The sequence below is a fragment of the Mycobacterium sp. 1274761.0 genome (genome assembly GCF_001668615.1).
Lineage (GTDB): Bacteria > Actinomycetota > Actinomycetes > Mycobacteriales > Mycobacteriaceae > Mycobacterium.
Genome location: NZ_LZMC01000092.1, coordinates 17,677 through 31,472, shown reverse-complemented (window position 1 = coordinate 31,472; position 13,796 = coordinate 17,677). Strand labels below are relative to the sequence as shown.

Sequence of the window (13,796 nt, the reverse complement as noted above, 5' to 3'; positions counted from 1 at the left end):
GACGCTAGGTTAAGCCCCCGTGCCAGGAAATAAGCCATTGATCCTTCTGCCCGCCGTCGACGTGGTGGACGGCAAGGCGGTGCGGCTGGTGCAGGGACAGGCGGGTAGCGAGACCGACTACGGCGATGCACTGGAGGCCGCGTTGACCTGGCAGCGTGACGGTGCCGCGTGGATCCACCTCGTCGACCTGGACGCCGCGTTCGGCCGCGGGTCCAACCGCGAACTGCTCGCCGAGGTCGTCGGCAAGCTCGATGTCGCCGTCGAACTGTCCGGCGGTATCCGCGACGACGACTCCCTGACGGCCGCACTGGCCACCGGATGCGCCCGGGTCAACCTCGGCACCGCAGCACTGGAGAACCCGGAATGGTGTGCGCGAGCCATCGCCGAGCACGGCGACAAGGTGGCCGTCGGACTCGACGTCAAAATCGTCAACGGCGAACACCGGCTCCGCGGCCGCGGCTGGGAGACCGACGGCGGTGATCTCTGGACAGTGCTGAAACGCCTTGACGCACAAGGTTGCTCGAGGTTCGTCGTCACCGACGTTACCAAGGACGGCACCCTGCAGGGGCCGAATCTGGACCTGCTGTCCAGCGTGGCCGCACGTACCGACGCTCCGGTGATCGCGTCAGGCGGTGTGTCCAGCCTGGACGACCTGCGCGCCATCGCGACGCTCACCGGCAGCGGCGTAGAGGGCGCGATCATCGGGAAAGCGTTGTATGCCGGGCGGTTCACGCTGCCACAGGCGCTCGCCGCGGTAGGACGGTAGCCGGTCATGGCGCTCGCCGAGGCCGATCTCGACGCGCTGGTCGCCGAGGCTGCCGCCATTCTCGACGAGGCCGCAGGGCCGTTCATCGCCGGCCATCGCGCCGACTCGGCGGTCCAGAAAAAGGGCGACGATTTCGCGACCGAGGTGGATCTGGCGATCGAACGCCAGGTGGTCGAGGCGCTGACGTCGCGGACCGGCATCGACGTGCACGGCGAGGAGTTCGGCGGCGCCGAGGTCGATTCACCCGTGGTGTGGGTGCTCGATCCGATCGACGGCACGTTCAACTACGCCGCGGGCCTGCCGACGGCGGCGATTTTGCTGGCGCTGGTCCGCGACGGGGAACCGGTGGCCGGCCTGACGTGGATGCCGTTCACCGGTCAGCGCTTCACCGCCGTGGTCGGAAAGCCGCTGTACGCCAACGGTGTTGCGCAACCACCGCTAGGTAAGGGTGAGGTGGCCGCGAGCGTGGTCGGGACCGGAACCTTCGACATCGACTCCCGCGGCCGCTACCCGGGTCGGTACCGCCTCGCCATCCTCGAACGGCTCAGCAGGCGATGCTCCCGGATGCGGATGCACGGAGCCATCGGTTTCGACCTGGCCTACACCGCCGCCGGAGTACTCGGCGGCGCCATCACTTTCGGGGGTCATGTCTGGGATCACTCGGCGGGTGTGGCGCTTGTGCGGGCCGCCGGCGGCACCGTCACCGACCTGGCGGGGAACGACTGGACCATCGAATCGAAGTCCGCGCTGGCCGGGGGACCGGGCGTGCACGCTGAATTGCTTGACATCGTGTTGTCTGCAGGCGATCCGGACGACTACCGATGAACCCGAAGGACCTCGCGGTTCGAATCATCCCGTGTCTCGACGTCGACGACGGCCGGGTGGTCAAGGGCGTCAACTTTGAAAACCTCCGCGACGCAGGCGATCCCGTCGAGCTGGCCGCCGCCTATGACCGTGAGGGCGCCGACGAGCTGACGTTCTTGGACGTGACGGCCAGTTCGTCGGGGCGGACCACCATGCTGGAGGTCGTTCAGCGCACGGCCGAGCAGGTGTTCATCCCGCTGACGGTCGGCGGCGGCGTGCGATCGCTGGCCGACGTCGACATGCTGTTGCGTGCCGGAGCTGACAAGGTCTCGGTCAACACCGCGGCCATCGCACGCCCAGAACTGCTTGCCGAGTTGTCGCGGCAGTTCGGGTCGCAGTGCATCGTCTTGTCAGTCGACGCGCGAACGGTGCCGGAAGGGTCGCCGCCGACACCGTCGGGCTGGGAGGTCACCACCCACGGCGGCCGCCGCGGCACCGGCATGGACGCCGTCGAATGGGCCATCCGCGGGGCAGAGCTGGGGGTGGGGGAGATCCTGCTCAACTCGATGGACTTCGACGGCACCAAGGCGGGGTTCGACCTGCCGATGCTGCGCGCGGTGCGCGGTGCGGTCAGCATTCCCGTGATCGCCAGCGGCGGTGCGGGCGCCAAGGAACATTTCGCGCCCGCGGTTGTTGCAGGGGCCGACGCCGTGCTGGCCGCCAGCGTGTTTCACTTCCGCGAGCTGACCATCGCCGAGGTGAAGGCCGCGATGGCGGCGGAAGGGATTGTGGTGCGCCGATGAGCGCTTTGCGCGAAGAGGAGAGAACAGCGATGAGCGCTTGCGCGAAGAGGAGAGAACAGCGATGAGCGCTTGCGCGAAGAGCAGACTGCGATGACACTCGACGCACGTATCGCGTCGCGGCTCAAGCGCGACGCCAACGGTTTGTTCGCGGCGGTGGCGCAGGAGCGCGGCACCGGCAAAGTGCTGATGGTCGCGTGGATGGACGACATCGCATTGGCGCGCACGCTGGAGACCCGCCAGGCCACCTACTATTCGCGTTCGCGCGGTGAGCACTGGGTGAAGGGCGAGACGTCCGGCCACACCCAGCACGTGGTGTCGGTCCGGCTGGACTGCGACGGCGACACCGTGCTGCTCGAGGTCGACCAGGTGGGCGCCGCCTGCCACACCGGCGACCACACGTGCTTCGACGCGGGCCTGCTGCTCGGCCCAGAGGACTAGCACCGGGCTAGGTTCATTTGTGATGAAGAAAGTCGCCGTGGTCGCCGGACTGGCCGCACTTGGTGTTCGTCGCTACCTCGCATTCCAGAAGAAATGGTCGGCCGTCGCGCCGGAGCTGCGGACGCCGGCGGTGATTCCCTGGATGGTGCCGATGAACTCGCGGACCCTGCCGTTTCACCGGGCGATCATGCGTTTCAAGTCCAAACCCGAGCCGGGTGTGGCGATGACCGAGCGCAGGCTCGACCATTCCGACGTCGCTGTGGTGGTGCTTGCGCCCACACGTCAGTCGGCGCCGGGACCCGGCGTGCTGTGGCTGCACGGCGGGGCGATGTGTGCGGGGACCGCGCAGCTGGAGGTGCAGCCGACATCGCGTCTCGTCCCGCCACTTGGCGCGGTCGCTGTCTTGCCGAACTTCCGGCTGGCCCCCGAAAACCCCTTTCCTGCAGGGCTCGACGACTGCATCGCCACGTTGCGGTGGATGGTGAACAACGCCGACGAGCTCGGCATCGATCCCGACCGCATCGCCGTGGCCGGTGCCAGCGCCGGCGGCGGGTTGGCTGCGGCCGTCGCGCAGCGCGCCTTCGACGAAGGAATCCCGTTGCGCGCCCAGGCGATGGTCTATCCGATGCTCGACGACAGGACCGCCCTGCGGGCCGACTTCGCGGGCAGGGGCGAGCTGACGTGGCGGCCGGCGTCCAACACGTGGGCGTGGACGGCGTACCTCGGCCGTGAGCCGCGCATGTCGGATGCACCCGAATACGCCGCGCCCGCGCGGCGCGCCGAGCTGGCGGGACTGCCACCGGCGTGGATCGGCATCGGGAACCTGGACATCTTCTACGACGAAAGCGTCTCCTACGCCGAGCGACTGAAGGACGCCGGTGTGCCGTGTGAACTGGTCGTCGTGCCGGGGATGTACCACGTCGCCGACGGTGTCGCTCAGAACTCGCCCTCGATGCAGCGCTTCCACGCCAGCATGGTGGATTTCCTGCGCACGAACTTGGATGCGACGCCGGCTAGGGCTCGATGATGCGGGTGGCCTTCGCACGGGCGGTCCAGCGGCCCTCGTCGTAGCCGACCACCACCGGATGGGCGAATGCCGCGCTGACGTTGTCGGTGGTCACCGTCGTGCGTGCAGTGCCCATGGCCACCGTCCGTCCTTCGGCGATCAACAGGGCATGCGTGGTCGTGGTCGGCAACTCCTCGAGATGGTGCGTGACGAGGATCGACGCGACATCCGGATGGGTCTCATCGAGCGAGTCGATGGTTTCCAGTAGTTGTTCGCGCGCGGCTACGTCGAGCCCGGTCGTCGGTTCGTCGAGGAGCAACAGTCGCGGTTCGGAGACCAGCGCGCGGGCGATGAGGGTGCGGCCGCGTTCGCCCTGCGACAGCGTCGGCCACACGTCGTCGGCCTTGTGCGTCAGCCCCACCGCCGCGATCATCGCGTCGGTCCGGTCGCGCTCAGCTGTGCTCGGCGTCCACCGCATGGGTGTGTCGATGGTGCCGGTGATGCCGGTCATCACCACCTCGCGCACGGTCAGCGAATACTGCAGGCGGTGACGCGGGTTCACGTGACCGATGGAACGTCGGAGCTTCGCGAGGTCGACCCGGCCCATCTGTTCGCCGAGGATGTGCACGCTTCCCGACGTCGGGAACGTCACCGCTGCACAGAATCCGAGCAACGTGCTCTTGCCCGCCCCGTTGGGACCAAGCAGCGCCCAGTGCTCACCGGCATTCACGGTCAACGAGATGCCGTTGATGATCTGCTTGCCGTCGCGACGGAACGTCACGTCGCGCAGCGCCAGAACGGCGGTCACGCGGACTGCCGCTGCCGCAGCACCTCCAGCGCCTTATCGGCGTGTGTCTCCATGCTGATCTCGCTGGCAATGACGTCCAAGATGGTGGAATCGGTGTCGATGACGAACGTCGTCCGCTTCACCGGCATCAACTTGCCCAGCAGTCCACGCTTGACGCCGAACTGCGCGGCGACGGTGCCGTCGGCGTCCGACAGCAGCGGATAGTCGAAGCGCTGGGTATCGGAGAACTTGGATTGCTTGGCGACGGGGTCGGTGCTGATGCCGACCCGTGACGCACCGACAGCGGCGAACTCGCTGGCCAGATCGCGGAAGTGACATGCCTCCTTCGTGCAGCCGGGCGTCATCGCCGCGGGATAGAAGAACAGCACGATCGGGCCGTCCGCGAGCAGCGATGTGAGGCTTCGCACAGTGCCCGACTGGTCCGGTAATTCGAACTCGGGGGCCCGCTCACCCCGTTTCAGAGATGTCACGTAAGCGACCCTACGCCTGGCTGATTACCGGTCGAGCCGTAGCGGCTGGGAGGATTACCACGTGGAAACCACCGCCAACCTCAGCGTCGGCCCGTCACTGGCCGTCACTACGTCGCGTGAGGACTTCCGGGCGCTGGCCTCCGGGCACCGTGTCGTTCCGGTGACCCGCAAGGTGCTGGCCGACAGTGAGACGCCGCTGTCTGCTTACCGCAAGCTGGCTGCCAACCGTCCGGGCACGTTCTTGCTGGAATCAGCGGAGAACGGGCGGTCGTGGTCGCGGTGGTCGTTCATCGGCGCGGGCGCCCCCTCGGCGTTCACGGTGCGCAATGGGCAGGCGGCGTGGCTGGGCGTCACACCGAAGGACGCTCCCCGCGGCGGCGAGCCGTTGCAGGCGCTGCACGCGACGCTGGAGCTGCTGCGGACTGAACACGTGCCCGGGCTGCCGCCGCTGTCGGGTGGGCTCGTCGGGTTCTTCGCCTACGACCTGGTGCGCAGGCTGGAGCGGCTGCCCGAACTGGTCGTCGACGACCTCGGGCTGCCCGACATCCTGCTGCTGCTGGCCACCGACATCGCCGCCGTCGACCACCACGAGGGCACGATCACGCTGATCGCCAACGCGGTGAACTGGAACGGCACCGACGAGCGCGTCGACTGGGCCTACGACGACGCGGTCGCACGGTTGGACGTGATGACCGAAGCATTGGGCGCGAACCTGTCATCGACGGTGGCGACGTTCAGCAGGCCGGAGCCGGTCAATCGGCGGCAGCGCTCGGTCGAGGAGTACACCTCGATCGTGGAACGGCTCGTCGGCGACATCGAGGCAGGCGAGGCGTTTCAGGTCGTGCCGTCGCAGCGGTTCGAGATGGACACCGATGCCGACCCGCTCGACGTCTACCGGATGCTGCGGGTGTCCAACCCCAGCCCCTACATGTATCTGCTGAACGTCCCCGATCCTCATGGCGGACTTGACTTTTCGGTCGTCGGATCGAGTCCCGAAGCGCTGGTGACGGTCAAGGAGGGGCGTGCGACTACGCACCCCATCGCGGGCACGCGGTGGCGCGGGACCACCGAAGAAGAGGATGTGCTGCTGGAGAAGGAGCTGCTCGAAGACGAGAAGGAACGCGCCGAGCACCTGATGCTGGTCGATCTCGGCCGCAACGATCTGGGCCGCGTCTGCGTACCCGGAACGGTGCGCGTGGAGGACTACAGCCACATCGAGCGCTACAGCCACGTCATGCATCTGGTGTCGACGGTGACCGGACAGTTGGCCGACGGCAAGACGGCGCTGGACGCGGTGACGGCCTGTTTCCCGGCGGGCACGCTCACCGGCGCGCCGAAGGTGCGCGCCATGGAACTTATCGAAGAGGTCGAGAAGACCCGTCGCGGCCTCTACGGCGGCGTGCTGGGATATCTGGACTTCGCCGGTGACGCCGACTTCGCGATTGCGATCCGCACCGCGCTGATGCGCGGCGGCACGGCCTATGTGCAGGCCGGTGGGGGAGTCGTGGCCGACTCCAACGGTCCGTTTGAGTACAACGAGGCGGCGAACAAGGCCAAGGCCGTATTGAATGCGATCGCCGCGGCCGAGACCCTGACCGAGCCATGAAGCACCTCGGTCAACTGCTGCTGGTGATCGCCGCGAGTGCCTTATGGCTGGCGTCGCGGATGACCTGGGTCGCGGTCAGCTCGTTCGACGGGCTGGGCCAGCCCAAGACGGCGACGCTCAACGGGGGCACCTGGTCTACGGCGCTGGTGCCGTTGGCCCTGATCCTGTTGGCGGCCGCGCTTGCCTCGACAGTCGGGCCGACGTGGCAGTTACGGCTGCTTGCGCTGATCGTGGGGGTGCTCAGCGCCGCAATGGCCTACCTGGGCATCAGCCTGTGGGTGGTCGCCGACGTGGCGGTGCGCGCCGCAAACCTGGCCGAGTTCCCGGTGGCTGATCTGGTGGGCACCCAGCGGCAGTACTGGGGAGCCGGCATCACGCTGGCCGCCGCCGTGCTGACGCTCGTCGGTGCGGTGCTGCTTCTGCGGGCACCGGCCAAAAACGCGTCGAAGAGCGACAAATACGAGACGCCGGCGCGACGCCGCGAGACGGCGCGTCGACGGGCCGCGAGGGGTGACGATATGTCCGAGCGAATGATGTGGGACGCCCTCGACGAGGGGCGCGATCCGACCAAACCAGACACCGAGGGGCGGTGACAGATGGTGCGTTCGGTACGGCTACCCTTCGATAAAGATCATGCGTCACCCAGACGGCGCGGACGCGGAGGGAGTCCACGGGTTATGAGTTCGGCGACCGTGCTCGACTCGATTATCGAGGGAGTACGCGCCGACGTTGCTGCCCGTGAGGCCGTCGTCAGCCTCGAAGAGGTCAAAGCTGCCGCCAAAGCCGCGCCCCCGCCGCTAGACGTGTTGGCGGCACTGCGCGCAGACGGTATCGCCGTCATCGCCGAAGTGAAGCGCGCCAGCCCATCTCGGGGTGCCCTTGCGACCATCGCCGATCCAGCGAAGCTCGCGCGTGCATACCAGGACGGCGGAGCGCGCGTCGTCAGCGTGCTGACCGAACAGCGAAGGTTCAACGGATCGCTCGACGACTTGGACGCAGTGCGGGCCGCGGTGTCAATCCCGGTGTTACGCAAGGACTTCATCGTGCGGCCGTACCAGATCCACGAGGCCCGCGCGCACGGCGCCGACATGCTGCTGTTGATCGTCGCCGCGCTCGAGCAGTCCGCACTGGTGTCGATGCTCGATCGCACCGAGTCGCTCGGGATGACCGCGCTGGTCGAGGTACACACCGAAGAGGAAGCCGACCGCGCACTTCAGGCCGGCGCCAAGGTGATCGGCGTCAACGCCCGCGACTTGAAGACGCTCAGCGTCGACCGTGATTGCTTCGCCCGCATCGCGCCTGGTCTGCCGACCAACATCATCCGGGTCGCCGAATCCGGTGTGCGCGGTCCGGCCGATCTGCTCGCCTACGCCGGTGCCGGGGCCGATGCCGTACTCGTCGGTGAGGGGTTGGTCACCAGCGGTGATCCCCGCACCGCCGTCGCCGATCTGGTCACCGCAGGCACACACCCGTCCTGCCCGAAACCCTCGCGCTGACAACATGGCCGATTTCGCCGGCCCCGAGTTGCCGCGTTCGAGCGCGGCGGTCGCAGAGCCCACCGTCCACGATCCCGATGCCAAGGGCCATTTCGGTGTCTACGGCGGACGATTCGTCCCCGAAGCGCTGATGGCGGTCATCGAAGAAGTCACCGCGGCCTACGAAAAGGCGCGCGGCGACCAAGCATTCCTCGACGAACTCGACCGGCTGCAGCGGCACTACAGCGGCAGACCCTCGCCGCTGTACGAAGCGACTCGCCTCAGCGAGCACGCCGGGGGTGCTCGACTCTTCCTCAAGCGAGAAGACCTGAATCACACCGGTTCTCACAAAATCAACAATGTGCTGGGTCAGGCTCTGCTCGCTCGCCAGATGGGTAAGACGCGGGTCATCGCCGAGACCGGTGCCGGCCAGCACGGTGTTGCGACGGCAACGGCGTGTGCGCTACTGGGGCTGGAGTGCCTGATCTACATGGGCGCGGTCGACACCGCGCGCCAGGCGTTGAACGTTGCGCGGATGCGGTTGTTGGGCGCCGAAGTCGTCTCCGTGGAGTCCGGTTCCAAGACGCTCAAGGACGCGATCAACGACGCGTTCCGCGACTGGGTGACCAACGCCGACGACACCTACTATTGCTTCGGTACGGCGGCGGGTCCGCATCCATTCCCGGTGATGGTGCGTGATTTCCAGCGTGTGATCGGGTTGGAGGCTCGCGCGCAGATACAGGACCAGGCCGGTCGTCTACCGGACGCGGTCACCGCATGCGTCGGTGGCGGGTCCAATGCGATCGGGGTCTTTCACGCGTTCATCGACGATCCCGGCGTGAAGCTGGTCGGTTTCGAGGCCGCCGGTGATGGCGTCGAAACCGGCCGTCACGCAGCGACATTCACCGGTGGCTCGCCTGGTGCGTTCCAAGGTTCGTTCTCCTACCTCTTGCAGGACGAGGATGGGCAGACCATCGAATCGCATTCGATCTCAGCGGGTTTGGACTATCCGGGCGTCGGTCCCGAACACGCTTTCCTCAAGGACACGGGACGCGCCGAGTACCGGCCGATCACCGATACCGAGGCGATGGAGGCCTTCGGTCTGCTGTGCAGGACCGAGGGCATCATCCCCGCCATCGAATCGGCTCATGCCGTGGCGGGTGCGCTGAAGCTAGGCAGGGAGTTCGGCGCGGGATCGGTGATCCTGGTGAACTTGTCCGGCCGCGGTGACAAAGACGTGGAGACAGCGGCCAAGTGGTTCGGACTGCTCGACCGCTCGACTGGAGCCGGTTCATGACACGTGGCCTTTCCCCGATGTTCGACGCGTGCCGGCAGGAGGAGCGGTCGGCATTGATCGGTTACCTACCGACCGGTTATCCGGACGTGTCTACCTCGATTTCAGCGATGACAGCGTTGGTCGAATCCGGTTGTGACATCGTCGAAGTCGGTATGCCTTATTCCGATCCGGGCATGGACGGGCCCACGATCGCGACGGCGACCGAGGCCGCTCTGCGCGGCGGTGTCCGGGTACGTGATTCGTTGTCGGCGGTGGAGGCGATCAGCAAGGCCGGTGGCCGCGCGGTCGTGATGACGTACTGGAACCTCGTGGTGCATTACGGGGTGGAGGCGTTCGCGCGCGACCTGGCTGCGGCGGGCGGGCTGGGGATGATCACCCCGGATCTGATCCCCGACGAGGCGGGCGAATGGCTGACTATCTCGGATGCGCACGGTCTGGACCGCATCTTTTTGGTGGCGCCGTCGTCGACGCCCGAGCGTCTGGCGGCCACGGTCAAGGCCTCGCGCGGATTCGTCTACGCAGCGTCGACAATGGGTGTGACGGGGGCAAGGGATGTCGTGTCGGTGGCGGCTCCTGAACTGGTCCGCCGGGTGAAGACAGTGTCAGATATCGCCGTCGGCGTCGGCCTGGGGGTCCGCTCACGTGAGCAGGCCGCCCAGATCGGTGCTTACGCAGACGGCGTCATAGTTGGTTCGGCCCTGGTGTCGGCGTTGACGGAGGGGATTCCGGCCGTGCGTGCGCTGACCGAAGAATTGGCCGACGGTGTCCGGCAGAGGATTTCGGCGTGACAACAACCCTTCTTGCTTCTTTTCCGAGCCCGCCGCAGGGGGTGTGGTTTCTCGGGCCGATCCCGATACGCGCTTACGCGCTGTTGATCCTCGTCGGCGTCATCGTCGCTTTGATCATCGGCAACCGGCGGTGGGTGCAGCGTGGTGGCGAGCCGGGCGTCATCTATGACATCGCCTTGTGGGCCATCATCTTCGGGTTGATCGGCGGCAGGCTCTATCACGTCCTGACCGACTGGAGCACGTATTTCGGCCCCAGCGGTGCGGGATTGGTCGCGGCGTTCAAGGTTCAAGAGGGCGGCCTGGGCATCTGGGGTGCCGTCGCGCTCGGCGGTGTCGGCGCCTGGATCGGATGTCGCCGGCGAGGCATTCCGCTTCCGCCGTTCGGCGACGCGATCGCGCCGGGAATCGTGTTGGCACAGGCCATCGGTCGCATCGGAAACTATTTCAACCAGGAGCTCTACGGCAGAGCCACAACGATGCCGTGGGGGCTCGAGATCTTCGAGCGCCGCGATTCGCACGGGGCGCTCGACTCGCTCAACGGCGTGTCGACCGGTCAGCTGATCGAAATCGTCCACCCCACCTTTCTGTACGAGTTGCTGTGGAACCTTCTGGTTTTCGCGTTCCTCATCTGGATCGACCGCCGATACCGAATCGGGCATGGCCGGCTTTTCGCGTTGTATGTCGCCGCGTACTGCTTCGGTCGGTTCTGGGTCGAGCTGATGCGCAGCGACATGGCGACCCACATCGCCGGTATCCGGATCAACTCGTTCGTATCGGTGTTCGTGTTCATCGGCGCAGTCGTCTACATCATGGCCGCGCCCAAGGGGCGCGAGGACCCCGCTGAACTCCGCGGAGATGTCGAGGGCGTCGAGAAGCCATCGCCGGTCGACGAGGTCACCAAAGAACTGGCTGCCGTTGCGGCCACCACAGGTGTCGTCGCGGCAGCCAAGGCCGCCGGTGAGATGGAAGACGAAGACGCCGCCGAAGGCGAAGGAACGGCCGGTGAAGAGGCCGAACCGGTCTCAGAAGCCGACCGGCTAACGACCGACATCGAGACCGCGCCCTCCGAGGAGATCGTGGAGGCGGAGGCGTTCGCGGAAGCAGGTGAGCAAGCGGAGGCCGAACCCGTCGCGGAGGCCGAGCAATTGACGGCTGACGTCGAAACGGCACCGGCCGAAGACATCGCCGAGGCAGAAGCCTTCGCGGAAGCCGGCGAAGTGGCCGAGGAGGCCCAGGAAGCCGAGGCCGTCGGAGGCGTCGGCGCCGTCGAGGGTGATGAGGTGGTCGAGGCGGAGGAGGCGGCGCCGGAGGTGCATGAGGCCGCCGTGGAGAACGCTGAGGAAGCTGGCGCGACCGCCGACGAGGCCGCCGAGGCAGAAGCCTTCGCGGAAGCCGGCGAAGTCGCCGAGGAGGCCCAGGAAGCCGAGGCCGTCGGTGGTGTCGGCGCGGTCGAGGGTGATGAGGTGGTCGAGGCGGAGGAGGCGGCGCCGGAGGTGCATGAGGCCGCCGTGGAGAACGCTGAGGAAGCTGGCGCGACCGCCGACGAAGCCGCCGAAGAGGCGAGCGAGCCGCCAGAGGAGGGCGACGCGGCGTCGGCCGAAGCTTCCGAAGAATCAGAGAGCGTCGACGGTGGCGCCACGGAATCCGAGGCCGAGCCTGTCGGCGGGGCGGGCACCGTCGAGGCTGATGAGATGGCGGAGGCCCAGGCGGCTGCGCCCGAGGTGCACGAGGCCGCGGTCCGAGACACCGAAACCGCCGGGGAAGAAGCCCGGGGGTTAGGCCGACGAATCAGACGCCGATTCGGGTTTCGTCGGAGCTAGTCCCCCTCCGCCAAACATGAAGTGCGGTGATATTTTCAGGACTTCTCCAGCGCCTTTGCGCATCCGGTGAGAATGGCGCGGAAGACGAAAAGGCGCATCAGCGGAGCGGTGAGTACCTCGAGCACCTTGCCGCCGCCTCGGGCTGCGATCGTGTAGCGGCTCACCCAATCGACGTGCGTTCCGCCGCCCGACGGTGAACACGTGAGCGTCCCGTTCTGATGCACCGGTGGAAATCCGTCGACGACGCGATAGGAGCAACTGCGGGGCGCGTCGTACGCCGTGATCTGCTCGTGTACCCAGAAGCCAAATGTTCTCACCTCCCGCGTCGCTCCCACGCCGGGTCCCGAAGCGTCGACCCAAGCGGCTTGGCGAAACCATCGGGAGACGGTCAGATTCTCCGGGTTCAGCAGCCAGTCGAATACACGTTCCGGCGGCGCCGCGATCGTCCGCTGTTCATCAATCTGCGTCATCAGGTTGTCCCCGCGCCATCTCCGCGGACTAGATCCGTTCCAGATAGAAGTACGCGTACCGGCCGTTATCGAGAGCGTTCTTGCCATCCATGATGCCCATCGCGGCGTCGTCGTCGATTTTCTTGAAATGGTCGTGAACAGGCTGCCCGTCGAACACCATTGTCGCGGTGACCTCGCCGCGGAATTCCTCCATCCACAGGCTGCCCTCGCCGTTCACGGTATTCGAGTATTTGTTGCCGTCAGCGTCCAGACAAATCAGCGGCTTGACGTCGGTAGCGGAGTTGAAAGTCTTTCCGAACCAATTGATTTGAGCCAATGTTCCGTTTTCCCGGTGGCCAGTATCGAACTCGCCGCCTTCCCATTCGCCGATCATGAAGTCGATGGTGGCGGGCTCTAGTGACGCCCAGAATTCGTCAAGGTCGGCATCGGGAATGAATACGCGCGCAGGTCCGGTCACAAGGCGCTGTCCGGCGCGTTTCTTGAGCTCGGTGAACTTCTTACGGGCCAGGTCGTTGCTCACTGTGCTCTCCAATCCGGCAGCCAAGGATGTGAACACAGTACGGCCACGGCCGATACGGGCGGCCGGAATTTCATATTCGAGGTAGCTGGTGAATATCCTTGCTGAGCTTCCGAACTCGGCGCGCGATGAGTTTCGCGCTGTCGTGCAGTCTGATGGGTATGGGCAGACTCATCTATGGCTTCAACGTGTCGGTGGACGGGTACATCGCCGACGCGCAAGGCAATATCGACTGGAGCGATCCGAGCGAAGAACTGCACCAGTACTGGAACGACTTCGAGCGGGAGACCGCCCTGTCGTTCTACGGTCGGCGGCTCTATGAACTCATGTCCGCGTACTGGCCGACCGCCGACAGGGCCCCGGACGCCACCCCCACGATCGTCGACTTCGCCCGCATCTGGCGTGACAAGCCCAAGGTGGTGTTCTCGCACACGCTGGAGTCCGTCGACTGGAACTCCCGCCTGGAGCGCGGTGATCCGGTCGAGGTGGTCAGGAAGCTCAAAGCCGAAACCGACGGCAGGCTGGAAGTGGCCGGCGCGACCCTGGCAGCGCCGATCGTGCGGGCCGGACTGGTGGACGAATACCGGATCGTGATCGCGCCCACCGCCGTGGGCGGCGGCACCCCGTTCTTCCCGGCGCTGCCGTCATGGCTCCCGCTGCAACTGGTCGAGAACCGCACTTTCCCGGGTGGCACGGTCCTCCTGCGCTACGAGGCGAAACACGACTGA

16 protein-coding genes are annotated in these 13,796 nt (G+C 66.4%); 12 read left to right on the top strand and 4 right to left on the bottom strand.

All coding sequences use genetic code 11. The features are described from left to right. The first annotated feature begins 19 nt into the window (after positions 1–19). From priA to A5651_RS19460, 5 genes are all read left to right on the top strand, one after another. Positions 20–766 carry a bifunctional 1-(5-phosphoribosyl)-5-((5-phosphoribosylamino)methylideneamino)imidazole-4-carboxamide isomerase/phosphoribosylanthranilate isomerase PriA gene (gene priA / locus A5651_RS19480; RefSeq protein WP_197496685.1) on the top strand — a complete coding sequence of 249 codons (747 nt, stop codon included), beginning with the start codon at positions 20–22 and terminating at the stop codon, positions 764–766. A 6-nt stretch (positions 767–772) separates the two neighbouring features. Next, a complete protein-coding gene (locus A5651_RS19475) occupies positions 773–1,591 on the top strand; it encodes an inositol monophosphatase (protein ID WP_066984633.1) in 819 nt (272 codons plus the stop codon). Next, positions 1,588–2,373: an imidazole glycerol phosphate synthase subunit HisF gene (gene hisF, locus A5651_RS19470; protein ID WP_066984630.1), complete on the top strand. Its 786-nt coding sequence runs from the start codon at positions 1,588–1,590 to the stop codon at positions 2,371–2,373. Before A5651_RS19475 ends, hisF begins: the two co-directional genes overlap by 4 nt. 90 nt (positions 2,374–2,463) lie before the next feature. Then, on the top strand, positions 2,464–2,811 hold the full coding sequence (gene hisI, locus A5651_RS19465; protein ID WP_066984628.1) for a phosphoribosyl-AMP cyclohydrolase: 348 nt from the start codon (positions 2,464–2,466) through the stop codon (positions 2,809–2,811). A gap of 22 nt (positions 2,812–2,833) precedes the next feature. Then, complete coding sequence (locus A5651_RS19460; protein WP_066984625.1) at positions 2,834–3,838, top strand: alpha/beta hydrolase; 1,005 nt, start codon at positions 2,834–2,836, stop codon at positions 3,836–3,838. Here the strand turns inward: A5651_RS19460 and A5651_RS19455 are convergent. Both A5651_RS19455 and A5651_RS19450 read right to left on the bottom strand, forming a co-directional pair. Next, positions 3,825–4,625: an ABC transporter ATP-binding protein gene (locus A5651_RS19455; protein ID WP_066984622.1), complete on the bottom strand. Its 801-nt coding sequence runs from the start codon at positions 4,623–4,625 to the stop codon at positions 3,825–3,827. The genes A5651_RS19460 and A5651_RS19455 overlap by 14 nt on opposite strands. Next, positions 4,622–5,086: a peroxiredoxin gene (locus A5651_RS19450; protein ID WP_082943864.1), complete on the bottom strand. Its 465-nt coding sequence runs from the start codon at positions 5,084–5,086 to the stop codon at positions 4,622–4,624. The genes A5651_RS19455 and A5651_RS19450 overlap by 4 nt, the downstream gene beginning before the upstream one ends. A gap of 70 nt (positions 5,087–5,156) precedes the next feature. On the opposite strand from A5651_RS19450, the gene A5651_RS19445 reads away from it, so the two are divergent. The 6 genes from A5651_RS19445 to lgt all read left to right on the top strand — a co-directional run bounded on the left by A5651_RS19445 (position 5,157) and on the right by lgt (position 12,081). Continuing rightward, positions 5,157–6,701 (top strand): anthranilate synthase component I, encoded by a 1,545-nt coding sequence (locus A5651_RS19445; protein WP_066984616.1) that lies wholly within the window; start codon positions 5,157–5,159, stop codon positions 6,699–6,701. Further along, entirely contained in the window at positions 6,698–7,294 is a 597-nt protein-coding gene (locus A5651_RS19440; protein WP_066984613.1) for a TIGR02234 family membrane protein, read from the top strand. The genes A5651_RS19445 and A5651_RS19440 overlap by 4 nt, the downstream gene beginning before the upstream one ends. Positions 7,295–7,378: 84 nt before the next feature. Then, a complete protein-coding gene (trpC, locus tag A5651_RS19435; protein ID WP_066984611.1) occupies positions 7,379–8,197 on the top strand; it encodes an indole-3-glycerol phosphate synthase TrpC in 819 nt (272 codons plus the stop codon). Positions 8,198–8,201: 4 nt separating this feature from the next. Beyond that, the gene (trpB, locus tag A5651_RS19430; RefSeq protein WP_066984609.1) at positions 8,202–9,473 is read left to right on the top strand and encodes a tryptophan synthase subunit beta; all 1,272 of its coding nucleotides are present in this window, start codon (positions 8,202–8,204) and stop codon (positions 9,471–9,473) included. Beyond that, a complete protein-coding gene (trpA, locus tag A5651_RS19425; RefSeq protein WP_066984606.1) occupies positions 9,470–10,261 on the top strand; it encodes a tryptophan synthase subunit alpha in 792 nt (263 codons plus the stop codon). Before trpB ends, trpA begins: the two co-directional genes overlap by 4 nt. Next, positions 10,258–12,081, top strand: coding sequence for a prolipoprotein diacylglyceryl transferase (gene lgt, locus A5651_RS19420; RefSeq protein ID WP_082943860.1), 1,824 nt, complete (start codon positions 10,258–10,260; stop codon positions 12,079–12,081). The genes trpA and lgt overlap by 4 nt, the downstream gene beginning before the upstream one ends. A gap of 35 nt (positions 12,082–12,116) precedes the next feature. Here lgt and A5651_RS19415 read toward each other — a convergent pair whose 3' ends face one another. Together A5651_RS19415 and A5651_RS19410 are read right to left on the bottom strand one after the other, a co-directional pair. Further along, positions 12,117–12,551 (bottom strand): SRPBCC family protein, encoded by a 435-nt coding sequence (locus A5651_RS19415; protein WP_066984600.1) that lies wholly within the window; start codon positions 12,549–12,551, stop codon positions 12,117–12,119. 28 nt (positions 12,552–12,579) lie between these two features. Then, a complete protein-coding gene (locus A5651_RS19410) occupies positions 12,580–13,071 on the bottom strand; it encodes a DUF4334 domain-containing protein (RefSeq protein ID WP_156663075.1) in 492 nt (163 codons plus the stop codon). Between the two features lie 158 nt (positions 13,072–13,229). On the opposite strand from A5651_RS19410, the gene A5651_RS19405 reads away from it, so the two are divergent. Then, on the top strand, positions 13,230–13,796 hold the full coding sequence (locus tag A5651_RS19405; RefSeq protein ID WP_066984749.1) for a dihydrofolate reductase family protein: 567 nt from the start codon (positions 13,230–13,232) through the stop codon (positions 13,794–13,796).

Coding starts and splice junctions, on each gene's coding strand:
- A5651_RS19475 (WP_066984633.1), top strand. CDS start 773: ATGGCGCTCGCCGAGGCCGATCTCGACGCGCTGGTCGCCGAGGCTGCC.
- trpC (WP_066984611.1), top strand. CDS start 7,379: ATGAGTTCGGCGACCGTGCTCGACTCGATTATCGAGGGAGTACGCGCC.
- hisF (WP_066984630.1), top strand. CDS start 1,588: ATGAACCCGAAGGACCTCGCGGTTCGAATCATCCCGTGTCTCGACGTC.
- trpB (WP_066984609.1), top strand. CDS start 8,202: ATGGCCGATTTCGCCGGCCCCGAGTTGCCGCGTTCGAGCGCGGCGGTC.
- A5651_RS19405 (WP_066984749.1), top strand. CDS start 13,230: ATGGGCAGACTCATCTATGGCTTCAACGTGTCGGTGGACGGGTACATC.
- hisI (WP_066984628.1), top strand. CDS start 2,464: ATGACACTCGACGCACGTATCGCGTCGCGGCTCAAGCGCGACGCCAAC.
- A5651_RS19440 (WP_066984613.1), top strand. CDS start 6,698: ATGAAGCACCTCGGTCAACTGCTGCTGGTGATCGCCGCGAGTGCCTTA.
- A5651_RS19415 (WP_066984600.1), bottom strand. CDS start 12,551: ATGACGCAGATTGATGAACAGCGGACGATCGCGGCGCCGCCGGAACGT.
- A5651_RS19460 (WP_066984625.1), top strand. CDS start 2,834: ATGAAGAAAGTCGCCGTGGTCGCCGGACTGGCCGCACTTGGTGTTCGT.
- trpA (WP_066984606.1), top strand. CDS start 9,470: ATGACACGTGGCCTTTCCCCGATGTTCGACGCGTGCCGGCAGGAGGAG.